The following is a 25,624-nucleotide window of genomic DNA, read 5'->3' as shown; positions in this document are numbered from 1 at the left end:
CTCCAGTCCGGCGTCGGCCGGTGCGGTCCGCCCCGGTGACGCCCATGGTCGAGGACGGACCCGGGGCCTCTGGTCCGCCCGCGGTCCGCCGGGAGGGGACTGTCTGCGACAACCGCGCCCCGGCTCTCCGGCCCTCGCCTTGACGCCCGGCACGGCAGTGCGTTGCTGAGCGGGGCCCGCCGGGAACGACGATCCCGAGGCCGGACAACTCGGCCCAGAATCGCTCCCAGAAAACTCGTTGAAATACAAATTTAACTGGTGGCTTTCGAATCTCAGTTCCCGAGCAGAGAGCTCGACCGAAGTGCGCAGACCCCCGGGGAGGGAGAGCGGAGAAGAAACGGGGGCGGGCCGGAGGAGGGAAGCGTCGGGGCCTCGAGCCTCCCGCCGGATCCGGGCCGAAGCGATGCGTGCGGCCGGCCCCGGATCGTCGGTCGGGCCCGGGCCCGTCTCACCGGGCGGGCTGGACGACCACGCGGCGCTGGGGCTCAGTGCCCTCGGACTCGCTGAACAGACCGGCCGCCGCGACGGCGTCGTGGACGATCTTGCGCTCGAAGGGGTTCATGGAGGACAGCCGAACGGGCTCGCCGGTCTCGTTGACCTCGTTTATGGCGTCCTGGGCGAGCAGCTGCAGCTCCTTGCGGTGCTTCTCGCGGTGACCGGCGATGTCGAGCATGAGGCGGCTGCGGTGGCCGGTCTCGGTCATGACGGCCAGACGGCTCAACTCCTGGAGGGCCTCGAGCACCTCGCCGTCCCTGCCGACGAGGGTCTCGTCCTCGGTGACGACCGCGACGTGGGCCCGGTCCCCCTCGGTGTAGGTGTCGATGTCGCCGTCCATGTCGACGATGTCGAGCAGCTCCTCGAGGTAGTCGGCGGCGATGTCTCCCTCGGCGACGAGCTCCTCCTCGCGCTCGTCCTTCCGGGAGCGCTGCCCGTCGGGATCTGCCGCGGGGGCCTCGGCGGTGTTCTCCTCGTCGGCGCCCTCGGCGGGGGCGCCGTCCACGACATCCTCTCCGGGGGTCTCGTCGACCAGTTCCTCGTGCTCGGTGCTCTCGCTCATGAGTCCTCCTCGTGACTGGGCTCGCGCCCTGGGGGGTCGTTGCGTCCGTCCGTCGGCCGGACGAGTGGTTCAGGATCGGCGGCCGTGCGGGCCCTCACCTCTTCTTCCGCTGCGACTTGGTCTGACGCACCGGCTGGCGGCGGACGACCTGGCGCTGGGCGCCGCTCGTCGTCCGGCGGGCGGTCTGCCGGGTGGTGCCCTGCCGGTTGACGACGGCACGACCGCTCTCGTCCGTCTTGACGGTCTCCGTCGGGCCAGCGGTGCGCGGCTTCTTGCGGGCGCGGTCGGCCCGGGTGCGCTCGATCTTCTTGGGGTCGCGGCCCTTGGCGCGCATGCGCTCCTCCCACTCGACGTAGGCGGGCGTCCCGGGGGTCGGATAGTTCCGGATGATGACGTACTGCTGGACCATCGTCCAGATGTTCGTCGTGAGCCAGTAGAGGAGGACGCCGATGGGGATCGCGACGCCGCTGAACAGGTACATGAGCGGGAACAGGTAGAGCATCATCTTCTGCTGCTGGGCCATCGGGCCGGTCTGCGAACTCGGTGGCATATTGCGCCGAAGCATGTGCAGCTGCTGGAAGAACATGAGCGCAGTCATGGCGATGACGAGCACCATCGCGAAGAGCTGGGTGGGGCCGAAGCCGTTCGTCATCGGCCAGAAGGTGCCCGACAGCTTGGCGCCCAAGATGTGCGCACTGCTCAACGAATGAACCAGATCGGGATCGCGACTCAGCCAGTAGCCCTTGACGTTCGTGCCCCGCGAGGCCGAGTTGAGCACCCGGAACAGCGCCCAGAAGATGGGCAGCTGGATGAGCAGCGGCAGGCACGAGGAGGCCGGGTTGACGCCCTCCTCCTGATAGAGCTTCATCGTCTCCTGGCCCAGGCGCTCGCGGTCGGCGCCGTACTTCTTCTGCAGGGCCTCGAGCTTGGGCTGGACCGACTGCATGGCACGCGAGGAGTTCAACTGCTTGGCGTACAGCGGCATCATGAGCAGCCGGACGAAGCAGGTCAGCAGGACGATGGCCAGCAGCCAGGTGGCGCCGGAATCGGGGTCCATGAACTGCGCGAACAGCCAGTGGGCCGCGACGATGATGCCGCTCACCGCCCAGTACAGCGGCTGCATGATGGCCGAGCCGATGTCGCCCAGGCCCATCATTGTCAGGAGAAGGTTCAACTCATTCACCTCATAGGGATGCACTCGTCGGGAGTGCTCGTGGGGGCCGCGGCCCCTGCTGTTTCGTCCGCGCCGGCCGCGAGGGGGGATCCGGGCACGGGGTCGACCCCGCCCGTGGACCATGGGTGGCAGCGCACCAGGCGCCGCACGATGAGCCAGCTGCCCTTCACCGCGCCGTGCAGCTGAAGCGCCTCGAGCCCGTAGGCCGAGCACGTCGGGTAGAACTTGCACACGTCGCCGTACAGCGGCGAGACGACGGTCCGCCAGACCTTCACGAAGGCGATGAGCAAGTGCTTCACGTCCCCGCCTCCAACCGTTCGAGGGCGCGGCGCCAAGCCTGCGAGAAGTCCTCCTCGAGCCGCTCGGGCCTGGTGGCCGCCGCGGGGAGCGCGCGAACGACGACGCGCAGGTCGTTGCGCGCCCCCTGCTCGAGCCGCGCCGCGGCGAGATGCCGGAGGCGGCGCTTCACGCGGTTGCGGGTGACGGCGTTCCCGACCCTCCTGGACACGACGAAACCGACCTGCGCCGGGAGCGGATCGTCCTCGGGGACGACGTGCTCGACGAGGTCGGCATGGACGACGAGCGTCGGACGACCGGCCCGTACGCCGTGACGAACGGTGGTCCTGAAGTCCTCGGAGCGTCGGAGCCGCGCCGGGGCGGGCAACACGGCTCGCTCAGGCGGACAGCTCGGCGCGGCCCTTGCGGCGACGGGCCGACAGGATGGCACGGCCGGCGCGCGTCCTCATGCGGGAACGGAAGCCGTGGGTGCGTGACCGACGGCGATTGCTGGGCTGGTACGTGCGCTTGCTCACGGGACGACTCCCTAGTGCTCGATGAGATGAAGGGCTTTTCGCATCGCCATCGCGGGCTCGCCGCCAGGCTCCGAGGACCCGGAACCCGTTCATGAACCCGCGAGGGCGCCCGCTGACGTCAGCGGCCCGTCAAGTGTAGGCCCTGGCGATGGCATCCTCAAAGAGGATCGACACCGGGAAGGAGTTGCCCAGCTGTGATCCTTCTCGTCAAGTCCAGCCAACACGCCGCATGGACCACAGATTTCATCGTGCCGTGTTGCGTGACGGGACCATCGTCGATAGCGTTGCCGGAGCCGTTGCAGTACTCCATGACGGGCGCTTCCCTGCGTGTCGACCTGGTTGTCCACACGCATCCGCGGTTGTGGACAGTCCTGTGGACAGGTGTATCAGGTGTATAAACGACTGAACGACTGGACGGAGCAGGTACGTCGGTCCACGCGGCACCGTCCGTGGTGGGCGACGGGCGGGTTCCCGGAGGGGAGGCGGCGTGGCGACCGAGCCTGGCACATCTCGCAACGAGCCAGACTTCACCCGGGCGTGGGAGCACGTTCTCTCCGAGTGCGGTACCAGTGGCGGCGCCTTCCTGAGGAACGCGAAACCTCTGACCGTCCACGAGTCGACCATGATGGTCGCCGTCCCCAATGACTTCACCCGCGAACGCATCGAGACGAAGATGCGCGGCGCCCTCGAGGAGGCGCTCAGCGACTACTACCGCCGGTCGATGCACCTGGCGCTCACGATCGAGCCGGACCTCGAGCTGGATCTGCGCGCCCCCGACCACGACGACGAGGGGACCGACGAGGCCAGGAGGGAGGAGTCCGCTCCCCGTTTCGTCCCGCGCAAGGGCGCCCCGTCGCTGCTGCTGAGCGAGTCGGCCGGTCCCTCCTCGTCCGCCCCGGACCCGAACGGCTCCGAGCAGCGCCTCAACCCGCGATACACCTTCGACAACTTCGTCATCGGCGCCTCGAACCGCTTCGCGCACGCGGCCGCCGTCGCGGTGGCCGAGGCCCCTGGCAAGGCCTACAACCCGCTCATGATCTACGGCGAGTCGGGGCTGGGCAAGACGCACCTGCTCCACGCCTTGGGCCACTACGTCATCGACTACTACGAGGGCGTCCGCGTGAAGTACGTCTCGACCGAGGAGATGACCAACGAGTTCATCAACGCGGTCGGCGAGAACCGCACGGTCGAGTTCCGCCGCAAGTACCGCGACGACGTCGACGTGCTGCTCGTCGACGACATCCAGTTCCTCGAGGGCAAGACGCAGACGCAGGAGGAGTTCTTCTACACCTTCAACGCCCTGCACAACGCCCAGAAGCAGATCGTCCTCACCTCCGACCGGCCACCCAAGGCGCTCGAGCAGCTTGAGTCGCGGCTGCGCAGCCGCTTCGAGTGGGGCCTCATCACCGACATCCAGCCCCCCGACCTGGAGACCCGCATCGCGATCCTCCAGCGCAAGGCCCTCGCCGAACAGCTGCTCGTGCCCGCCGACGTGCTCGAGTTCATCGGCTCGCGCATCCAGACGAACATCCGCGAGCTCGAGGGCGCGCTCATCCGCGTGACGGCCTTCGCCTCGCTCAACCGGGAGCCGGTCACCCACGACCTGGCGGACCGGGTGCTCGCCGACCTCATCCCCGACGGGACCGACGCCGAGGTGAGCGCCCAGCTCATCATCGCCGAGACGGCCGGGTACTTCGATGTCTCGGTCGAGGCCCTGTCGGGCTCGAGCCGGACGCAGCCGCTCGTCCTCGCCCGTCAGATCGCCATGTACCTGTGCCGCGAGCTCACCGACCTGTCGCTGCCGAAGATCGGCCAGGAGTTCGGCGGCAAGGACCACACGACCGTCATGCACGCCGACCGCAAGATCCGCGAGCTCATGCGCAAGCAGCGCAGCGTGTTCAACCAGGTCTCCGAACTCACCAACCGGATCAAGCAGGCCGCCGCGCGCGGATGAACTGCGCCGGCCGCACCCGAGCAGTACCCGACGGAACCGTTGGGCGGGGCCGGGGGCGACTCACGATCACGGGTCCGACTCCCAGGGCTCCCACCGCCTCGTTCCGCCCCGCCCCTTCGGTGGGAGATCCTGTGGACAACTCGTCGACCCCGTGGATTCGTTGTGGTCCGTCGTCCTCAGGCCCGGGCCCGATCCACCGACCCCGGCCCGGCGTCCACCTCCTGTCAACAGCCCGTCCTCAACCGGTGGACGCGCTGGTCAGGGAGAACGAACGTTGTCCACAGTTCCCACAGTCGTTAAGAGGACTGCAGTTCTTAACCGTGTGAAGGATTCCTCAACACAGGACACCGGTGGATCGGTGGACGGTCCGAGCAGAACGAGACGATCGGAGTGGAGCCGGGGGCGATCCGGAGGGAGATCGTCGGGATAGGCTGGTCTGACCGTCGAAGCATGGAGGCCCGTCATGATCGCACCGGAGATCCCGGCGCCGCGGATCGCTGCGCGCACGCGCGGTCTGACCAAGGTTTACGGCCAAGGCGATGCCCGGGTCGTCGCGCTCGATCACGTCGACGTCGACTTCAGCGGCGGGCGGTTCACCGCTGTCATGGGCCCCTCCGGTTCCGGGAAGTCTACGCTCATGCACTGCGTGGCGGGGCTCGACAGGCCGACCAGCGGCGATGTCCTCATCGGCGAGACCACCATCAGCACGCTGCGGGACGCCAAGCTGACGGCCCTGCGCAGGGACCGCATCGGCTTCATCTTCCAGGCCTTCAATCTGGTGCCGACGCTGACCGCGCGCGAGAACATCGAACTCCCGATGGCCATCGCCGGCCGCAGGCCCGACCGGGACTGGTTCGACCAGGTGATCACTGCGGTCGGTCTGGCCGACCGCCTCGCCCACAAGCCGTCCCAGTTGTCCGGCGGGCAGCAGCAGCGCGTCGCCTGCGCGCGCGCCCTCGTGAGCAAGCCTGACATCATCTTCGCCGACGAGCCCACGGGGAACCTCGACTCGCGCAGCTCCGCCGAGGTGCTCGCCTTCCTCGCCCGTTCGGTCGCCGATCTGGGGCAGACGATCGTCATGGTCACCCACGACCCGGTGGCCGCCGCCCACGCCGACCGCGCGCTCTTCCTCGCCGACGGGCGCATCGTCGGCGATCTTCCCGATCCCACCCGCGAGAGCGTTCTGGACTACATGGCCCGTCTGAGCCCCGACGACGAGCTCGCCGATGCCGACACGACCGAGATCCCCGCGATCACGAACCCCATCAAGGCTCCGATCCCGTCGCCGGCGGCCTCCGCCGGCGACGGGATCGGTCGCAGGATTCCTGCTTCCGCCGGCACGGCGTCCTGCCGCACCGGCGACCGGTCCGGTACCCGGGTCCCCGCCGGTCGTGCCGTCCCCGCCATGCGGCCTGTGGAGCACATGCGGCCGGCGCCGGCCTCCGCTCCTGCCGCCTCGGCCGCCCGGCCCGCGGTGCGTCCGCCGGCCCCCCGCCCGGCGCCGGCCGCCTCATCCTCCGTCGCGCCGTCGGTCCCCGCCGCCCGGATGCCGGCCCCGGCGCCCCCGATGACGCGGCGGATGACGTCCTCCCCGACGCCTGTGACGCGTCCGGTGCCCCACCCGGCGGACCCGACCCATCCGACGAGTCCGGACACCGCCCGTTCGGTGATTCGTCGTGAGCCCGTCGTCCCCCGGCCGGCACCGACCGCCCCGGTGAGCGGTTCCATCCCGCCCCGTCCTGCGTCGGCCGGGGTCGCGCCGATCAGCTCCGTGTCGACGACCGGTTCCGCCGGATCCGCGCCGCGGCCGGAACACGCGTCCGGGACTGGCGGCGCCGCGCGGAGCGCCGTCGCACGGAACGGCGCTGCGTTGAACGGCTCCGGGCCGGACGGTTCCGGGATGCGCGGCGCGAGGCCGACCAGTGGCGCGGGACCGACCGATGGCGTCGAACCGGCTCGCGGCGGGGCGAGCGGTGCCGGGGCGATCGGCACGACGGCCCCCGCCGCCGAGCGGTCCTGCTTCCCGAATCCGTTCGCGCCCATGACCAGGCCCGCAGCAGCACCGATGAGCCGACCGGGCGCCGTGCCCGCGGGCGGGGCCGTCCCCCCGCTCGCGACCAGCCCCGCGCCCCCGCCCACAGGACGTCCCGGGGACATCCCCCCGAGCCGTTCGGAAGCCGTGCCCAGGAGGAGGCCGGAGAACGGGCCCGTCGACGGGAACCGCGGGCTCGACGGGCACGGCGCCCCGGGCACGGCGCGGTCGAACCCGTTCGTCCCCGGCGCCGCCGCTCCGGCGCGCACCGGCCCGTTCACCGCGGGCCTCGGCGCGGGCGGTCCCCTCGCGAGGCGCGCGGCCACCGGCGCGTCCGCCACGAGCAGCCCCGCCTCGACCCGCCCGGCCGTCGACGCCCCCACCACCCCCGGCCCCGCCGGCGCCGGGGGCCCGTCCCCCGCCGTTCCGACGGTCGACGGCCGGTCCCGTACTGCCCCGCCCGTTCGGATCCCCGAGGGGAGCGGGGCCGGTCTTCGTCCGATCGTCCCGGCCCCGCTGCCCGGCGCCGGGGCACGCATCACCGTCGACGGTCACCACGCGGGGACGGGGGCGCCGTTCCCCGGCACTCCCGCATCCACGCCCGGCACCGCTGCCCGCGGACCGGTCGACGGGTCCGCCCGCCGGCAGGATGCGTCCGCCCCGGGACGCGCCGCGCCGCTGCGCCGGGTCGACCCCGTCGTCCCGCCGCCCCTCCGGGGCGCCCCGCCGGTGGTTCCCGTCTTCCCGCCGCACGTGCCGACGGTCCCGCCGCATGTGCCGCCGTTCACCCCCGCGGCCCACTCGGGTGTGCCGCCCGCCCCGCAGTCCCGGCGTACGGAGCCGTCCCCCGCGGCGGGTGCCCCCGGCGCACCACCATCCCCGCCGACGCAGGGTCGCACCGGCCGGCCGTCCCCGGTACCCGCGATGTGGGCCGAACCCGACGAACCGGCCCCGGACCGCGCCACGGCCTTCCCGGCCCGGGCGCCGGTGACGCCCGCGGTCGACGGGGCCGACGCGGGGAGCGAGCAGGTCTACGACGCACCCGTCCAACTGCCGCGGACTCGCCCGGCGCGTTCGATGCCCGACGAGAGACCGGCCCGCTACCGCCCCGCGAGGCGCGCCTGACATGTGGCGGGCCGCCTGGAAATCCCTCATGGGCCACAGACTGCGGCTCGTGCTGTCCACGCTGTCGGTCGTGCTCGGCATCGCGTTCATGTCCGGGACACTCACCTACACGGCGATGCTGTCCGACAGCTTCGACTCGATGAGTCGGGGATCGCTCACCGACATCTCGGTCTCGGTGCGCTCCGACGACAGCCGTCTCGGCACCGCGGCGGGCTCCGTCTCGGGCTCCGCCGCGGCCACCGTCCCGGCCGGTGAACTCGACACCGTCAGGGGGGTCGCCGGCGTCGAGAGCGCCACGGGCATCATCTCGGCCTCCGACCGGGTCTACCTCCTCGACACCGGCGGCCGGATCGCCGGGGCCTCCACGACCAGCGTGGCGATGAACTACCACGGCGAACCGTCCATGGGCCACCGGACCGGTCTCCAGGTCGAGCAGGGGCGGGCACCCACTGCGGACGACGAGGTGGCGGTCGACCCGGCCACGCTCGCCGACTCCGGCCACTCGGTCGGCGACCGGGTCACCGTCCTCGCCTCCGACGGCTCGCGCGTGCAGCTGACGATCGTCGGCGCCGCCGGCTACGCCCACGGCGCCACGGCCGGAGCCAGCTACCTCTTCTTCGACGAGGCGACGGCCTCCCGGCTGCTGCTCGACGGCTCCAGCGGCTACAGCACGATCGGCGTCACCGTCGCCGAGGGCTTCGACGTCAATGCCGTCAACGACGCCGTCAACGCCGTCCTGCCCGACGGCCTCCAGGCCACCACCGGTGAGACGACCGCCGGGCAGATCTCCGACACCATCGACGAGGCGATGAGCTTCATCAACGTCTTCCTCGGCGTCTTCGCGGCGATCGCCCTCGTCGTGGCGGGTTTCATCATCGTCAACACCTTCTCGATCCTCGTCGCCCAGCGCTGCCGCGAACTGGCGCTCTACCGCGCCCTGGGCGCCTCCCGCCGCCAGGTGCGCGACTCGGTCGTACTCGAGGCCGTCGTCATCGGATTGTTCGGCGGCGCCGCCGGGATCGTCCTCGGCGCCGTCCTCGCCTGGGGCATCAGCCGGGTCGTCGCCGCCCTGGGCATGGAGCTCGGCAGCTCCGTGCCGATGCCCAGTCCCGCCAACGTCGTCGGTTCACTCGTCCTCGCCGTCGTCGTCACCGTGTTCTCCGCCTGGGGGCCGGCCCGCAGGGCCTCCCGGGTGCCGCCGGTGGCCGCCATGAGCGGCGAGTTCTCCACCGGCGCCGAGGGCCTCGGCCGTCGCGCCCGGGTCGGTGCCGTCTGCACCGTCGTCGGCGCAGCGGGCGTCGTCGCCGGGGCGCTCGGCGCCTTCGACGCCCACCTGTGGGTCCTCGGCATCGGCGCCTTCGCCGTCCTCATCGGCGTCGCCCTGTCCAGCCCGGTCGTCGGCAGGCCCCTCATCTGGCTGCTCGGACGCCTGTGGCGCCTGCTGTTCCACGAGTCCGGCAGGCTCGCCGAGCTCAACTCGATCCGCCAGCCGCGCCGCACCGCGGCCACCGCCTCGGCCCTCATGATCGGGCTGATGCTCGTCACGATGCTGTCGATCATGAGCTCCTCGGCCTCGGCGTCGATCCGCCGGTCCGTGCACGAGGACCTGCGCGGCGACTTCATCGTCAGGCCGGTCAACCACAATCCCCTGCCGAAGGGCACGACGGAGCGGATCGCCGCGCTCGACGGCGTCGCCGACGTCCACCCCGAACGGCAGGTGGTCGCCATGACGGTCGGGCAGCAGCCGCTGCTCCTCGGGGCCTTCGCCGCCGGGGACTTCAACAGGATCGTATCCGAGGAGATGCTCTCGGGCCGGATGAGCGACGACCCGAACACGGCGATCGCCCAGAAGGGCTTCGCCGACGCCAACGGCCTGGCGGTCGACGACACGATCACCCTGCTCGACGCCGCGGCTCCGCTGCCGATCACGCTGCGGATCACCGGCGTCTTCGAACCGGCCGACGGCGCCACGAGTGCGGACGTCGTGACGAATCTGACGACCGTGGAGCAGTTCGGCGGCGGCGACGCGGACGCCTTCCTCACCGTCGACGCGGCCCAGGGCGTCACCGTCGACGAGCTGCGCACCAGGATCGGGTCCGTCACCGACTCGGATCCGCTCATCGTCGTGCAGTCCATGGACGACTACGCGGCCGAGCGCACCGCGATGATCGACCGGGTCATCACGATGGTCTACGCCCTGCTGGCCCTGGCCATCGTCATCGCCGTCCTCGGCATCGTGAACACCCTGGCCCTGTCGGTCATCGAGCGCACCCGCGAGATCGGCCTGCTGCGGGCCGTCGGCATGAAGCGCCGGCAGATCCGCACGATGATCACCCTGGAGTCGGTCACCATAGCCGTGCTCGGCGCCGTACTCGGCGTCCTCATGGGCGTCGGCTTCGGCATCGCCCTCCAGCACGTGCTCATCGGGCAGGGCCTCACGGTGCTGGCGATCTCGTGGCCGACGATCGGCGTCTACCTCGCCTCGGCCGTCCTCGTCGGCGTCGTGGCGGCCCTGTGGCCCGCCCGCAAGGCGGCGCGGCTCGCCATGCTCCAGGCCATCGCCAGCGAATGACCCCGTCACCCGGGGATCCGGTCGCCCCGGGCCCGATCGCGACACCCCGTCCACGGTGCGGACGAGCACGGTGCGGGCCGTCCGCGGTCCCTAGTGTCTGGGTCATGTCCCGCAGCGAAGACCTGGTGCAGCGCAGGCACGTCGACCTGTGCCTCGTCGCCGGCGCGCTGTGTTGCTGACCGACCGGCGCCCCTGAACACTCGGGGACCACGACTTTGTCCTCGGACCGACGGCGGTCACCGGCCGGTCGCCCCACCGGCGCGGCCCTGCGCACCGGTGCGTGGCCCACCGCTCCCGTGAACCGTCCGCCCGATCCGCGACCCTGTGCAGAACACCGGACCACAGCGGGGCCATCCGGCCCCGCGAAGGAGGCATGAGACACCATGGCGAACACGACCTCCGCGGCGACGCCGTCCCGACCGCGACGCAGCAACGGCCAGTGGGCCGTCGACGGGCGCGCCCCGCTCAACCCGAACGAGGAGTTCAAGCAGGCCGGTGGCAGTCCGCTGGCCGTGCGCGAGCGCATCGAGCGGATCTACTCGAAGCGGGGCTTCGACTCGATCCCCTCCGACGACCTCCACGGGCGCATGCGCTGGTGGGGCCTGTACACCCAGCGCGCCGAGGGCATCGACGGCCACCGCACCGGCACCCTCGGCCCCGACGAGCTGAGCGGACGCCACTTCATGATGCGCGTGCGCCTGGACGGGGCCGCGCTCACCGGTGAGCAGCTGGGCGTCCTCGCCGGCATCTCCCGCGACTTCGCCCGGGGCACTGCCGATCTCACCGACCGTCAGAACCTGCAGTTCCACTGGGTCGAGATCGAGTCCGTGCCCGAGATCTGGCGGCGGCTGGAGTCGGTCGGGCTGCGGACCGTCGAGGCATGCGGCGACACCCCGCGCGGCTTCCTCCTGTCGCCCGTCGCGGGCGTGGCCGCCGATGAGATCATCGACCCCGCCCCGATGCTCGCCGAGATCGCCCGCCGTTACCTCGGCAGGCCCGAGCTGGCGAACCTGCCCCGCAAGTTCAAGACGGCCGCGACCGGCCACCCCAGCCTCGACATCGCCCACGAGATCAACGACCTCTCCTACGTCGGCGTCGTCCACCCGCGGCTCGGGCCCGGCTTCGACCTGTGGGTCGCCGGCGGCCTGTCGACCTCGCCGCGACTGGGCGAGCGGCTCGGCGTCTTCTGCACCGAGCAGGAGGGCCCCGAGGTCTGGTACGCGATGGTCCGCCTGTTCCGCGACTACGGTCACCGGCGGCTGCGCAATCGCGCCCGGCTGAAGTTCCTGCTCGCCGACTGGGGCGTCGAGAAGTTCCGCCGGGTCCTCGAGGACGAGTACCTCGGCCGGCGTCTGACCGACGGCCCCGCTCCGGCGCTGTCGGTCGGCAATCCCGACCACATCGGTGTGCACGACCAGAAGGACGGTCGCAGGTACGTGGGTCTGGCCCCCCGGGTGGGGCGCCTGTCCGGCGAGGTGCTGGCGGGTCTGGCCGATGCCGTCGAGGTCGCCGGCGGCGCCCGCGTGCGCCCGACCCCGCTGCAGAAGCTCGTCGTCCTCGACGTCGCGCCCGACAGGGTGACGGACCTCCTGGCCCGGGTGGAGCCCCTCGGGCTCACCGCCCGACCCGGGCCCTTCCGCCGCGCGACGATGGCGTGCACCGGCATCGAGTACTGCAAGTTCGCCTTCGTCGAGACGAAGGCCGCGGCCACGGCGCTCGCGGCCGAACTCGACAGCCGCTTCGAGGGCGTCGGGATCGACCCGCCGATCGGCCTGGCGGTCAACGGTTGCCCCAACTCTTGCGTGCGCATCCAGCTCGCCGACATCGGGCTCAAGGGGCAGCTCTCCCGGACGGACGGCGGCGAGGGCTTCGCCTACCAGGTGCACCTGGGCGGGGGGCTGGCTACGATGGGCCGTCCGGAGGCCGGTTTCGGGCGCACGGTGCGCGGCCTGCGCGTCACGGCCGACGAGGTCGCCGACTACGTCGAACGCGTCGTGCGCCGCTACCTGGCCGGCCGGGACGGGGACGAGACCTTCGCCCAGTGGTCGCACCGCGTCGACGAGGCCGCACTGCGCTGAGACGTGCCGCGCCGGGGTTGTCCACAGATGTTGTGCACAACTGCGGTCGACTGTGGACGACCCTCTCAGCGGGCGTCGGGGCGGGGTCGGCACCGCCCCGGCCTGTGCGCTGCGGTCCGGGTGGCCAGTCGAGTCGATATGATGCAAGCACCGCCGCTCGCCCGCGCGAGCGGCGTCAACCGAACCGGTTCTCACAGGACGAGGAGCACAGTGAAGATCACAGTTGATCGCGGTGTCATGGCCGAGGCGGTCGCGTGGGTGGCCCGCAGTCTGCCCAGCCGTCCCAGCGTCCCGATCCTCGCCGGCCTGCTCATGCGTGCCGAGGGCGACCAGGTCGTCATGTCCGGCTTCGACTACGAGACGAGCGCGAGGATCACCATCGGCGCCCAGGTCGACGAGTCGGGCGAGGTGCTCGTCTCGGGCAAGCTGCTGGCCGAGATCGCCAAGTCGCTGCCCGATCGTCCCGTCCGGCTCACCGCCGGCGCCTCGAACGTCGAGCTCGTGTGCGGTTCGGCCCGCTTCACACTGCAGCTGCTGCCCGTCGAGGACTACCCGGACCTGCCCGAGATGCCCGCCGCCACCGGTTCGGTCGTCTCGGAGGACTTCGCCAGGTCGGTCGCCCAGGTGGTTATCGCCGCCGGCCGCGACGAGCTGCTGCCCGTCTTTACGGGCGTGCGCCTGGAGATCGACGGCGACCGGCTCTCCCTGCTGGCCACCGACCGTTACCGCATGGCCCTCAAGGAACTCACCTGGAACCCCGCCACCACCGGGGCCGAGGGCGCGGCGCTCGTGCCGGCCCGGGTGCTCGGCGAGGCGGCCCGCTCGATGAGCAGCGGCGAGACCGTCCAGCTCGCCCTGGCCAGCGAGGGGGCCGGCGAGGGCCTCATCGGTTTCGAGGGCGACGGGCTCAACGGCACCCGCCAGCTCACCACCCGCCTGCTCGACGGCGAGTTCCCCAAGGTGCGCCACCTCATGGACATCAGGGGCAACGTCGTCGTGCGCTGCAGCACCGCCGAGCTCATCGACTCCGTCAAGCGCGTCTCGCTCGTCGCCGAGCGCAACACCTCGCTGCGCATGGCCATCGACGAGGACAGCATCGCGCTCGACGCCGCCACCGGCGACCAGGCCCAGGCCACCGAGGCGGTCGAGGCCGTCATCACACGCGGCGGCGACGAGGTCACGGCCGTCGGCTTCAACCCGCACTACCTGTCCGACGCCCTCGGCGCGCTCACCCAGCCCTACGTCCAGTTCTCCTTCACCGCCCCCGGCAAGCCCTGTCTGGTGCAGGGCCTGCCCGAGCTCGACGGCGAGCCCGACGCCGACTACAGGCACGTCATCATGCTCATGAGGCTGCCCGGCTGAGCCGATCGTGTTCGTCGATCATCTCGAGCTGGTTGACTTCCGCAGCTATCGGGCCGTCTCGCTGGCGCTGCGGCCGGGCGTCAACCTGCTCATCGGTCCGAACGGTCACGGCAAGACGAACCTCGTCGAGGCCGTCGAGTACCTCTCGACGCTGGGCTCGCACCGCGTCGCCTCTGACGCCCCGCTGCTGCGCGCCGGCACGGAGCAGGCGATCATCCGCGCCGTCGTCGTGGCCGGCGCCGACGACCCCCGCCGGCTGCTCCTCGAGATCGAGCTCAATGCCGGGCGGCCCAACCGCGCCCGCATCAACCGCGTCCCGCAGCGGCGGGTGCGCGACCTCGTCGGCGCGTTGCGCACCGTCGTCTTCAGCCCCGAGGACCTGACCATCGTCAAGGGCGACCCGGCCGATCGGCGCGGCTTCATCGACGCCCTCATCGTCACCCGCTGGCCGCGCATGGCCGCCGTCAAGGCCGACTACGAGCGCGCCCTGCGTCAGCGCAACGCCCTCCTCAAGCAGCTCGCCAGGCGCGGCGGCCGGCCGGGCGGGGGCTCGGCGGCCACCCTCGACGTCTGGGACGAGCGCCTCGCCGGTCTCGGGGCCGAGCTGCTCGCCGCCCGTCTGGTCACGCTCGCCGACCTGCTGGCCCCCACCCGCGCCGCCTACGCGGCGATCGCCCCCGTCAACGACGTGGCCGGGATCGGCTACAAGTCCTCCCTGCCGGGGCTGGCCGAGCTCTGCGCCCCCGACGACGACGGCCGTCCCGGGACGCCGGCCCCCGCCGTCCTCGACGACCTGCTCCGGCGTCAGATGGCCGCCCGCCGCCACGACGAGTGCCTCCGCGGCGTCTCGCTCGTGGGGCCCCATCGCGACGACGTCGAGCTGCGCATCGGCCCGCTGCCCGCCAAGGGTTACGCCAGCCACGGCGAGAGCTGGTCGCTGGCGCTCGCCCTGCGCCTGGGCAGCCTGCGGATGCTGCGCGCCGAGGGCATCGAACCGGTCCTCGTGCTCGACGACGTCTTCGCGGAGCTCGACGCCACCCGACGCGACCGGCTCGCCGACGCCGTCGCGGACGCCGAGCAGGTGATCGTCACGGCGGCCGTCGCCGAGGACGTCCCCGCCCGGCTCGAGGGCCTGCGTCTCGACGTCGCGATGCGCGTCGCGGCGGTGCCCGAGCGCGTCTCGGTGCTCAGCGGCCCGGGCGTCGTGGACCTCGACGGGCCCGAGGGGCCCGGTGAGGGGGAGGGCGCCCGCGGTGACGGCGATGACGGGTGCGACCGCGACGGGCCCGCACCCCCCGTGCCCGATGGCGCCGACGAGGACGGCGCCCCGGATGACCGGGACGAGGAGGACGGCCGATGAGCACCCGCGGCCCCGACGGCCCGGCCCCCGGGCCCGGGGGGAGCGGGCGGGACGCCGCGCGCTCGGGCGGCTTCGGCTCCGGGGAGTTCAGCGGTGCCTCCGCGCCCGGCGCGGACGAGGACTCCATGACCGGCGCCGCCTCCGGCGGGGGCCGTCACCTCAGGGTCGTCCCGGACCCGGTCGAGCAGCACGATCCCGAGGGCTTCGACGTGGCGAGCCGGGTCGCCCACCGGCTGTCCGGGCTGCTGCCCCCGGCGCGTCTGGGGCCGGGCCGCGGGGGCCGCCGGCGTCGTCGCGTGACCGGCGAGCAGCGCTCGGGCCCGCGTCCCGACGCCCGCGACCCGCAGCCGCTCGGCGCGGCCGTCGACGAGCTCATCGCAGCCCGGGGCTGGCGCCGGCAGATCGGGCTGCGACTCGTCGTCCAGCGCTGGGACGAACTCGTCGGTCCCTCCAACGCCCGGCACTCGACGCCCGAGAGTTACCACGACGGAGTCCTCGTCGTCCGCGCCGAGTCGAGCACCTGGGCCAGTGCCCTGCGCGCGATCGCCCCGCAGCTCGTCGCGGAGCTCAACCGTCGCCTCGGCGACGGTGCCGTCACCCTCGTCGACGTCCGGGGCCCGAGCGCCCCCAGCTGGCACCATGGTCCCCGCTCGGTGCCGGGGCGCGGGCCCCGGGACACCTACGGGTAGTGCCCGTCCCCGTCCTGTCGGCTCGGTCCGGCATTCCACGATCCCGCGCTCACGGCGGCCTGCCGCCCCGCATAGGCCCGCCCGGCGTACGACAGTCCACGATCCCGCGCTCACGGCGGCCTGCCGCCTGCCGCCTCCTCGTCCCCACCTCACGTCTGCGTTCCTGCCTCGGACATGTCCCGGGTCCCGGCGCGAACGTGAGGTGGGGACGGGGACGAGGAGGCGGGACCCGGAGGGGAGAGAGGTACAGGACCTGCGGGGCGGGTCAAGGACCGGGTCGGTCAGGGTGGCGGGGCGTGGTGCGGGCCGAGGAGGACGACGGGGCGCGAGGACCGGGCGCGGTTCGGGCCCCGGAGAACGGGACGGCGGATGCCGCGCGGGATCCCGACATGACGCGGGGTCCCCCACGCGAGAAGGGGTCGATCGCCGCAGAGGGCCGTTCCAAGGCCTTCAGCGGGTAGAGAGGTGTCGCATCGGGGCGCGGAAGCCTCGGGGTGGGCGCCCCTTACTGGTAGAATCGGGCGCTGGGTGGCGCCCGTGCACACCCGTGACGGACAGGAGCACCATCCGGTGAGCGAAGAGCTGAACGAAGACGTCGACCCCGAGACGGCCGACTCCACCCCCGCCGGCGGCGATGACATCGTCCTGACGGAGAGCGCCGATGACTCGGTCGACGGCGACTACGGCGCCTCGGAGATCCAGGTCCTCGAGGGCCTCGAGGCCGTTCGCAAGCGCCCCGGCATGTACATCGGCTCCACAGGGGAGCGCGGCCTGCACCACCTCGTCTACGAGATCGTCGACAACGCCGTGGACGAGGCCCTGGCCGGCTACTGCTCGACCATCCGGGTCGAGCTCCTCGACGGCGGCGGCTGCCGCGTCAGCGACGACGGCCGCGGCATCCCGGTGACCGAGCACCCCGTCGAGCACATCAGCTCGCTGACCCTCGTGCTCACCGTCCTGCACGCCGGGGGGAAGTTCGGCGGCGGCGGCTACAAGGTCTCCGGCGGCCTGCACGGCGTGGGTTCCTCGGTCGTCAACGCCCTGTCCGAGCGCTTCCGCGCCGACGTCCGCCGCGACGGCTACCACTGGGCGCAGGACTACGTGCTCGGCGAGCCCACCGGCCCGGTCGAGAGGCTCGAGAGCAGCACGACGACCGGCACGACGATCACCTTCCACCCGAGCGCCGAGATCTTCGAGACCACGAACTTCAGCTTCGAGACCCTGGCCACCCGCTTCCGCGAGATGGCCTTCCTCAACAAGGGCCTGCAGATCGAGATCACCGATCTGCGCGCCGGCCACGTCGACGAGGACGGCTCCCCGCTGCACGAGGTCTTCCGCTTCGACCGCGGCCTGGTCGACTACGTCAACTACCTCAACGGCAGCCGCGAGGCCCTCTCCCCGGTCATCGACGTCGAGGCCCACTCCGCCGAACTCGGCATGGGCGTCGAGGTGGCGATGCAGTGGAACTCCGGCTACACGACGAGCCTCCACACCTTCGCGAACGCCATCAACACCCAGGAGGGCGGCACGCACGAGGAGGGCTTCCGCACCGCCCTGACCACCACGGTCAACAAGTGGGGCGAGGCCTGGGGCCTCATCAAGAAGCGCGAGGACCGCGTCTCCAACGACGACATCCGCGAGGGTCTCACCGCCATCGTCTCGGTCAAGCTCGTCGAGCCGCAATTCGAGGGCCAGACGAAGACCAAGCTCGGCAACACCGAGGCCCGCGGCTTCGTCCAGCGGGCCGTCAACGAGCGGCTCGGCGACTGGATGGAGCGCAATCCCGGAGAGGGCAAGGAGATCGTCCGCAAGGCGCAGGCCGCCGCCAGCGCCCGCATCGCCGCCCGCAAGGCGCGCGACATGGCCCGCAACCGCAAGGGCCTGCTCGGCTCCAGCGCGCTGCCCGGCAAGCTCGCCGACTGCTCCAGCAACGAGCCCGGCGAGTGCGAGATCTTCATCGTCGAGGGCGACTCGGCCGGCGGCTCCGCCAAGGGCGGCCGCAACCCGCGCACCCAGGCGATCCTCCCGCTGCGCGGCAAGATCCTCAACGTCGAGAAGGCCCGGGTCGACCGGGCCCTCCAGTCGGACACCATCGAGGCCATCATCAACGCCCTCGGCACCGGCGTGCACGAGGAGTTCGACATCAACAAGCTGAGATACCACAAGATCGTCCTCATGGCCGACGCCGACGTCGACGGCGCGCACATCCGCACGCTGCTGCTCACGCTGCTCTTCCGGTTCATGCCGGCCCTCATCGAGGGCGGCTACGTCTACCTGGCCCAGCCGCCGCTGTTCCGACTGCGCTGGACGAACTCGCCCCACGAGCTCGCCTACTCCGACGCCGAGCGCGACGCCCTGCGCGACGCGGGCCTGACGGCCGGCAAGAAACTGCCCAACGTCAACCCGATCCAGCGCTACAAGGGCCTCGGCGAGATGGACGCCCAGGACCTGTGGTCCACCACGATGGACCCGGACAACCGCATCCTGCTCCAGGTGAGCATCGACGACGCCGCCCAGGCCGACCAGATGTTCCAGATCCTCATGGGGGAGGACGTCGAGCAGCGCCGGCGCTTCATCCAGCGCAACGCCAAGGACGTCCGTTTCATCGATGCGTAGTCCCCAGGCACCCGGTCCCCGCTCGGCACCCGGCGCGCACGATCCCCGAATCGAGGAAGAATGATGAGCGACAACTCGAACAATGCCAACGACGGCGGCAAGGACGAACTGGTCGGACCCGGCAAGGGCACGATCGAGACCGTCGGGCTCAAGGGCGAGATCCAGAGCGCCTTCCTCGACTACGCCATGAGCGTCATCGTCGAGCGCGCCCTGCCCGATGTGCGCGACGGCCTCAAGCCCGTGCACCGGCGTGTCATCTACACGATGTACGACGGCGGCTACCGGCCCGACCGCGGCTGGAACAAGTGCTCGCGCGTCGTCGGCGACGTCATGGGCAAGTACCACCCGCACGGCGACTCGGCCATCTACGACACCCTCGTCCGCCTGGCGCAGCCGTGGGCGATGCGCTGCACGCTCGTCAACGGGCAGGGCAACTTCGGGTCCCCGGGCAACGACGGCGCCGCGGCCATGCGCTACACCGAGTGCCGCATGGCCCCGCTGGCCATGGAGATGGTCCGCGACATCGACCAGGACACCGTCGACTTCCAGCCCAACTACGACAACCGCGACACCGAGCCGACCGTTCTGCCGGCCCGCTTCCCGAACCTGCTCGTCAACGGCTCCACCGGCATCGCCGTCGGCATGGCGACGAACATCCCCACGCACAATCTGCGCGAGGTCGACGAGGCGGTCCAGTGGTTCCTCGCCCACCCGCAGGCCACCGACGAGGAGCTGCTCGAGGCGTCGATGGCCCGCATCAAGGGTCCCGACTTCCCGGGCGGCGCGCTCATCGTGGGCCGCAAGGGCATCGAGGACGCCTACCGCACCGGCCGCGGCTCGGTCATCATGCGCGCGGTCATCAGCATCGAGGAGGACGCCAAGGGCCGCACGCAGCTCGTCATCACCGAGCTGCCGTACATGTGCAACCCCGACAACCTGGCCCAGAAGATCGCCGACCTGGTGAACTCCGGGCGGATCAGCGGCATCGCCGACATCCGCGACGACACCTCGACGCGCACCGGCCAGCGCCTCGTCATCGTCCTCAAGCGCGACGCCCAGCCGCGCGTCGTGATGAACAATCTGTACAAGCACACGCAGCTGCAGGACACCTTCGGCTGCAACATGCTCGCACTCGTCGACAACGTGCCCCGCACGCTGAGCCTCGACCAGTTCATCCGCTACTGGGTCGACCACCAGCTGCAGGTCATCGAGCGCCGCACCCGCTACCAGCTGAACCAGGCCGAGAAGGAGGCGCACATCTACCGCGGCCTGGCCAAGGCCCTCGACATGATCGACGAGGTCATCGCGCTGATCCGCCGCTCGCCGAACTCCGAGGTCGCCAACCAGGGCCTCCAGGAGCTGCTCGACATCGACGAGGTGCAGGCCGCGGCCATCCTCAACATGCAACTGCGCCGCCTGGCCGCCCTGGAGCGCCAGAAGATCCTCGACAAGCTGACCGAGCTCGAGGCCCTCATCGCCGATCTCAAGGCGATCCTCGCCAGCGAGGACCGCCAGCGTCGGATCATCTCCACCGAGCTGGGCGAGATCGTCGACAGGTACGGCGACGAGCGCCGCACCAGGATCATCGCCGCCGAGGGCGACTTCTCCGAGGAGGACTTCGTCCCCGACGACGGCATGGTCGTGACGATCACTCGCGGCGGCTACGCCAAGCGCACCCGCACCGACCAGTACCGCCCCCAGCGCCGGGGCGGCCGCGGCGTGCGCGGCGCCACCCTGCGCGCCGACGACGAGGTGCAGCACCTGTTCGCCACGACGAACCACCAGTGGATCCTGTTCTTCACGAACATGGGCCGCGTCTACCGCATCAAGACCTGGCAGCTGCCCGAGGGCGGCCGCGACGCCAAGGGCGGCCACGTCGCCGGGCTGCTCAGCTTCCTACCCGGCGAGCGGATCGCCCAGGTGCTGGCGCTGCACGGCTACGAGGACGCCCAGTACCTCGTCCTGGCCACCCGCAGGGGCCTGGTCAAGAAGACGGCGCTGAGCGTCTACGACTCGCCCCGCCAGGCCGGCCTCATCGCCCTGAACTTCCGCGACGCCGACGACGAGCTGATCGGCGCCGAGCTGGTCGACGCCGACGATGACATCGTGCTCGTCTCCCGGCGGGCCCAGGCGCTGCGCTTCCACGCCACCGACGAGCAGCTTCGCCCGATGGGCCGCACCACCTCCGGCGTGACGGGCATGCGCTTCCGCGAGGGGGACGAGCTGCTGAGCATGGGCATCATCCCGGCCGGCACGGACGAGGGCGGGCTGTTCGTCTTCACCGTCACCGACGGCGGCTACGCCAAGCGCACCCCGGTGGGCGGCTACCGCGTGCAGAACCGCGGCGGCCTCGGCATCAGGGCCATGCGCATGGACGACGACCGCGGCCGGCTGGTCGGCGGTCTCGTCGTCCGCGCGAGCGACGAGATCATCGCCATCAAGGCCTCCGGCCAGGTGACGCGCTCGTCCGTCGGCGAGGTGAACCCGACCGGCCGCGACACGATGGGCGTGCGCTTCGTCGGCGTGCGGGGCGGGGACGAGGTCATCGCGATCGCCCTGAATCCGGAGCACGAGGAGCCCGCCGCCGAACCCCCCGGGGCTGTCGGGCCCGCAGGCCCGGACGAGCCCCCCGAGACCGCCGACGCCGGGGCCGGGCGTCCCGACGCTGGTCGGAGCTGACGGGCGCGGCGCACCCGGGTGTGAGAAGCTGGTCATCAGGACGCCAGGGAAACGGTGTCTACGGCCGGCCTCCAACCCTCGGGCGTCCAGCCGGTCATCAGGACGCCCGCGAAACGGGCCACGAACAGGAACTCACGAGCCAGAACTCAGGAGGACCAATGGCGAAGGCCAAGGCGAAGTCCGCCGAGCAGGACCCCGACCGGACGCGCATCGTGCAGCGCCAGACCGTGGACGCGTCCGCGGGCGGCATCGGCGTGAAGCTGTCGGGCACCGGCAGGAACGTCCGCCGCCCCACCCGCAAGGCCCGGCTGCGCATCGCGCGCTTCGACCCCTGGTCGGTGATGAAGACCTCGTTCCTGTTCTCGATCGCCGCCGGCATCATCCTGTTCATCGCGGTGTGGGTCGTGTGGGGCATCATCTCCCTGTCAGGCGCCCTCGACCAGGCCCAGGAGGCGTTGACCGCCCTCGTCGGCAGCTCCTCGGGCTCGGGCCTCGAGCTGTCGAACTACGTCAGCCAGTGGCGCGTGCTCGGCTTCACCGCCATCGTCGCGGTGCTCAACGTCGTGTTCATCACAGCCGTCTGCACGCTGCTGAGCTTCCTGTACAACCTGGCCGCCAACGTCATCGGGGGCCTGGAGGTCACCCTCGCCGAGGACTGAGCGCCCGGCTGCCCACGCGCCCCCGCCGTCGGGCGTTTCCCGCCCGCGGCGCGGATGATGCGGCCCTCCTCGGCGGACACCCCGCGCAGCGGGCGCCATGGGACGGTGCGTTGCGGGGTTCTTCCGGTCGGCGAGGTTCCCAGAGCCCCCGGCGCGCCGCTCCGGGAACGGGTCGGGTCCTGATGACAAGAAGCTCGCCGACGAGCGGCGGACGGTCGGGTGGGCCTAACTGGACTTGAACCAGTGACCTCGTCCTTATCAGGGACGCGCTCTGACCAACTGAGCTATAGGCCCATCGGTGCCGCCACCGGCAGCACCGAGCTAGTACTGTACAGCACGGCGCGCGCAGGGCCCAAATCGTCGCCGACCGCCGGATGACGGGCCGTCGGAGGACCGGGTCGTCCCCGACCGGACCGCCTCCGTACGGGTCGGACCCCGCGCCGTGGGCCGGCCTCCGAGCGGCGTCCCGTAGCCGGTTCCGGTGCTGGCCGGACCCGTACCACGGGCCTGACCACGGGGCCGGGACGGGGTCGACCCCGGAGGCGTCCCTGATGGGTGAACCAGGGGTGGGGAGGGCGACGACCGCCCGTGCCGCGGCAGAACGGGCCAGGGTGCCCGGAAATTTCGTCATCCCGACGCCCGCCACGCGTCAGGACAAGGCAACACGCCGTAGGCGGGATAAAATGACGGTGGACGGGGGAAATCCTGCCTGTCGGTCCCCACCACCCCCGGTGGTCCGGAGCGATGTTTCGTTCTGCAGGAGAACGCCGTCCGCAGATCCGGGCATACAGAAGAAGATTCCGCGAGCATCCGTTCGCCAGGGTTCGAGCACCCCCACCCTCTCGGGCCCGGGAACCCCGCGGCAGCAGGCCCCCTGTCGTCGTGCTCGATTCCCAGCGCAGCGCCCGCTGTGCGGAGCCCAACAGCGGGAGACCGCAGGAAGGTCCGAGCGAGTCATGGAGCATGTCGACGTCATCAGCGCCCTGGCGCCTCGACTCGCCGTGTCCCTCGGCATGGTCGACCGCGCGATCATCCATGCGCCGCAGGAGTTCTTCCCGATCGAGACCACACGCCGGGCGCTGGAGCAGACCGAGGGCCCCGGTCCCCGCACCGTCGTGACGGTGCGGGCCGCCTCCGACGTCGAGTCCCTCGCGGCGGCGCTCAGGGACCAGAGCGGGCCGCTGCTCGTCGAGTGGTACGGCCTCGACGAGCAGCTGGACGAGCTGCTGCGGGCCGTCCTCGCCGCCGGCGACTGCACCCGCGTCCCGCAGCACTCGATCATCGTGGCGGCGGCCGTGGACAGGCGGCCCGGCGCCGACCTCGACGCGATGTTCGACGTCGTCCTCGGGTCGAGCTCGCTCGTCATCGACTCACAGACCCTCGCCGAGATCGGCCCCGCGCAGGCCGTCGACAGCGCCTGGCGCTTCCGCGCGCTGCGCGTGACCGGCGGCGTCCCGGCGCTCCTCGAGGCCTTCCTCCTCGACCTCGACGCCCACGACGACCGGGACCTCACGCAGCAGTGGGTGCGGATGGGGGCCCTCCCCGCGCCCGGCCGGAGCGCCGACGCGGCCGCCGCCTGGGCCGACCGCGCCTACCCCCGCCTGGCCGACGAGCCGCTCGTCCTCCTGCACGCCTGGGCGTACTTCATCTCCGAACCGATGATGGCCGGCATCTCCTCGTACCTGCTCAACCGCAGGATCACCCCCGCCGAGGTGCGCCGGGCACGGCTCAACGGCGCGATCACACGGCCCGGCACGAGCGAGCCCGGCTTCCCGATCCTCCTCGCCGCCCAGCTCGTCGAGCGCATGATGATCGACCCGGACAGCCCGGCCCGCCTCTGGCGCCGGCGCCTCCGGATGGCGATGGCCGACCGCACCGTCCCCGTGCCCGACGCGGTGCGCATCTGCATCCTCACGATGATCCGCGACTGGTCCCTGCTCGACCGGGTGCTGGCCGCCTCGATGCACATCCTGGCGACCTTCGCCTCGAACGAGCGCCTCGGACTCGCCGATGCCTGGGGCGACCAGGTGCCCGCCGTGTGGACGCACATCGCCTACGCCCGCGAGTTCCTGCTGGGCACCTGGCGGCCCAACGCGCCGTTCCTGCCGCTGCCCTGGCTCGAACTGGCCCACCTCGTCGACGGCGAGGACGAGCAGTCCGTCCACCCGCTCATCAAGGAGCTGAGGGGCAGGCTCGCGCTCGGCCTGAGCACCCTGCGCCCCGACTCGGTCGAGGACGTGCGGCGCTTCGCGCTGTCGGCTGAGAGCGTGCTCACCGAGCGCGTCTCCCGGCACCTGGAGGCCTGCACGCGGCACCGCCGCCTGGACGCCCGCTTCACGGACGACTCGGCGGTCCTCGCGATGTGCCTCATGGGCATGGCCGATGGCATGCTCTTCACCGCGCTGCTGTCCGACGCCCAGGCCTGCCTGGGCATGGCCGCCAGCATCTGCGCGCGGAGCCGCGTCGACGTCGTCGGTTACCCGGGCCTCATGCTCGGCATGGCCGCCCGTAACGCCGTGCTCTCCGGCAAGACGGCCCTCCACGAGCAGGCCCGCCTCTACATCGAGGAGTACGGGCGGCTGGTCGCCATCAGCGGCTCCCGAGACGAACTGCCCGAACAGCTCATCCGCATCGCCTCCCGCTACGGCGAAGACTGGGACGCCGACGGCCTGTCGAGCGCCGAGATCTCGCCGAACGCCCCGTTCGCCCCGCTCCAGGTCGAGGCCGAGGGGTGGGCGCTGCTCGTCAACCGCGGCACCCTGCCGGCCTACCAGTGGCTCCAGGCCTTCCTCGGGCGCGCCCGGTGGAGCGACCTGTGGCCCTTCGAGTGGTGGCCCCTGCACGCCACCCTCGCCATGATCGATGCGCGCGAGGGCCGGCTGCACGAGGCCCAGCGCCGGCTCGAGGACGGGTCGATCCCGTCCGAGATGGCGCTCGTCATCCGCGCCTCGGTCGAGCTCGTCCAGGGCCACCGGGAGACGGTGCGCGCCCTCGTCGATCGCGTCCTGGCGATGTCGACGACGACGAGCCGCTGGCGGATGATCGCCTACGGCCTCAAGCTCGGCGCGGTGGCCGGCGGGCCCGACCCCGACGACCTGGCGGGCATGATCCTGCGCCTCTACGACTGGTCCGAGGCGCTCGGCGCGGTGGCGTTGCTGCCCGACGCGGCGCGCCGGCCCGTCCTCGAGGCCGTCGGGCGGCCCTACCGGGAACTCGCCGGCCTGCGCGTGGACGGGCCCGGGGACTGGCCGTCCGCCGGTGCCGTCCGTCTCACGCCGCGGCAGGTCGATGTGCTCCGGGGCCTCGCCGAGGGCAAGACGCTCGGCCGCATCGCCACCGACCTCGGCCTGGGCAAGGAGACGATCCGCTCCACCGCCAAGCAGATGTACAAGCGCCTCGGCGTCCACGACCGGGCCTCGGCCGTGCTCATGGGCCAGGCCCTCGGCATGATCTGA

The 25,624-nt window shown here is 71.7% G+C and carries 15 protein-coding genes, 1 tRNA gene and 1 pseudogene; 11 read left to right on the top strand and 6 right to left on the bottom strand.

What is annotated here, in order from left to right:
• Positions 1–448: 448 nt before the first annotated feature.
• The 5 genes from K336_RS0109375 to rpmH all read right to left on the bottom strand — a co-directional run bounded on the left by K336_RS0109375 (position 449) and on the right by rpmH (position 3,043).
• Entirely contained in the window at positions 449–1,057 is a 609-nt protein-coding gene (locus K336_RS0109375; protein ID WP_021798761.1) for a Jag family protein, read from the bottom strand.
• Between the two features lie 94 nt (positions 1,058–1,151).
• Positions 1,152–2,210 (bottom strand): membrane protein insertase YidC, encoded by a 1,059-nt coding sequence (gene yidC / locus K336_RS0109370; protein ID WP_051245598.1) that lies wholly within the window; start codon positions 2,208–2,210, stop codon positions 1,152–1,154.
• 26 nt (positions 2,211–2,236) lie between these two features.
• Positions 2,237–2,530, bottom strand: a complete 294-nt coding sequence (gene yidD / locus K336_RS17090; RefSeq protein WP_021798749.1) for a membrane protein insertion efficiency factor YidD — start codon at positions 2,528–2,530, stop codon at positions 2,237–2,239.
• Positions 2,527–2,898: a ribonuclease P protein component gene (gene rnpA / locus K336_RS0109360; RefSeq protein ID WP_028706881.1), complete on the bottom strand. Its 372-nt coding sequence runs from the start codon at positions 2,896–2,898 to the stop codon at positions 2,527–2,529. Before rnpA ends, yidD begins: the two co-directional genes overlap by 4 nt.
• Positions 2,899–2,905: 7 nt before the next feature.
• Entirely contained in the window at positions 2,906–3,043 is a 138-nt protein-coding gene (rpmH, locus tag K336_RS17800; RefSeq protein WP_021798759.1) for a 50S ribosomal protein L34, read from the bottom strand.
• Between the two features lie 487 nt (positions 3,044–3,530).
• Here rpmH and dnaA point away from each other — a divergent pair, with 487 nt between their 5' ends.
• From dnaA to K336_RS15705, 10 genes and pseudogenes are all read left to right on the top strand, one after another.
• Positions 3,531–4,997, top strand: coding sequence for a chromosomal replication initiator protein DnaA (dnaA, locus tag K336_RS0109355; protein ID WP_028706880.1), 1,467 nt, complete (start codon positions 3,531–3,533; stop codon positions 4,995–4,997).
• A gap of 463 nt (positions 4,998–5,460) precedes the next feature.
• Positions 5,461–8,154 carry an ABC transporter ATP-binding protein gene (locus tag K336_RS20205; RefSeq protein WP_411431124.1) on the top strand — a complete coding sequence of 898 codons (2,694 nt, stop codon included), beginning with the start codon at positions 5,461–5,463 and terminating at the stop codon, positions 8,152–8,154.
• Positions 8,155–8,182: 28 nt separating this feature from the next.
• On the top strand, positions 8,183–10,726 hold the full coding sequence (locus K336_RS0109345; protein ID WP_051245590.1) for an ABC transporter permease: 2,544 nt from the start codon (positions 8,183–8,185) through the stop codon (positions 10,724–10,726).
• A gap of 383 nt (positions 10,727–11,109) precedes the next feature.
• Positions 11,110–12,804: a nitrite/sulfite reductase gene (locus K336_RS0109340; protein WP_028706878.1), complete on the top strand. Its 1,695-nt coding sequence runs from the start codon at positions 11,110–11,112 to the stop codon at positions 12,802–12,804.
• A 210-nt stretch (positions 12,805–13,014) separates the two neighbouring features.
• Positions 13,015–14,166, top strand: coding sequence for a DNA polymerase III subunit beta (dnaN, locus tag K336_RS0109335; RefSeq protein ID WP_021796412.1), 1,152 nt, complete (start codon positions 13,015–13,017; stop codon positions 14,164–14,166).
• Positions 14,167–14,173: 7 nt separating this feature from the next.
• Positions 14,174–15,313: pseudogene (gene recF, locus K336_RS15710) on the top strand (DNA replication/repair protein RecF); the annotation flags it as partial.
• Positions 15,314–15,522: 209 nt separating this feature from the next.
• The gene (locus K336_RS0109325; protein ID WP_411431123.1) at positions 15,523–16,215 is read left to right on the top strand and encodes a DciA family protein; all 693 of its coding nucleotides are present in this window, start codon (positions 15,523–15,525) and stop codon (positions 16,213–16,215) included.
• A 639-nt stretch (positions 16,216–16,854) separates the two neighbouring features.
• Complete coding sequence (gyrB, locus tag K336_RS0109320) at positions 16,855–18,831, top strand: DNA topoisomerase (ATP-hydrolyzing) subunit B (protein WP_226906084.1); 1,977 nt, start codon at positions 16,855–16,857, stop codon at positions 18,829–18,831.
• Positions 18,832–18,894: 63 nt separating this feature from the next.
• The gene (gene gyrA, locus K336_RS0109315; protein ID WP_028706876.1) at positions 18,895–21,510 is read left to right on the top strand and encodes a DNA gyrase subunit A; all 2,616 of its coding nucleotides are present in this window, start codon (positions 18,895–18,897) and stop codon (positions 21,508–21,510) included.
• Positions 21,511–21,668: 158 nt separating this feature from the next.
• Positions 21,669–22,169 (top strand): DUF3566 domain-containing protein, encoded by a 501-nt coding sequence (locus K336_RS15705; RefSeq protein ID WP_051245588.1) that lies wholly within the window; start codon positions 21,669–21,671, stop codon positions 22,167–22,169.
• A gap of 220 nt (positions 22,170–22,389) precedes the next feature.
• Here the strand turns inward: K336_RS15705 and K336_RS0109300 are convergent.
• Positions 22,390–22,463, bottom strand: a tRNA-Ile gene (locus tag K336_RS0109300).
• 662 nt (positions 22,464–23,125) lie between these two features.
• Between K336_RS0109300 and K336_RS17085 the strand changes: the two genes are divergently transcribed.
• Positions 23,126–25,624 (top strand): helix-turn-helix transcriptional regulator, encoded by a 2,499-nt coding sequence (locus K336_RS17085; protein WP_051245586.1) that lies wholly within the window; start codon positions 23,126–23,128, stop codon positions 25,622–25,624.

Origin of the sequence: Propionibacterium acidifaciens DSM 21887, from assembly GCF_000426605.1 — a bacterium.
Taxonomy (GTDB): domain Bacteria; phylum Actinomycetota; class Actinomycetes; order Propionibacteriales; family Propionibacteriaceae; genus Propionibacterium; species Propionibacterium acidifaciens.
The sequence above is the reverse complement of the archived record's forward strand: the minus strand, read 5'-3'. Positions and strand labels throughout refer to the sequence as shown.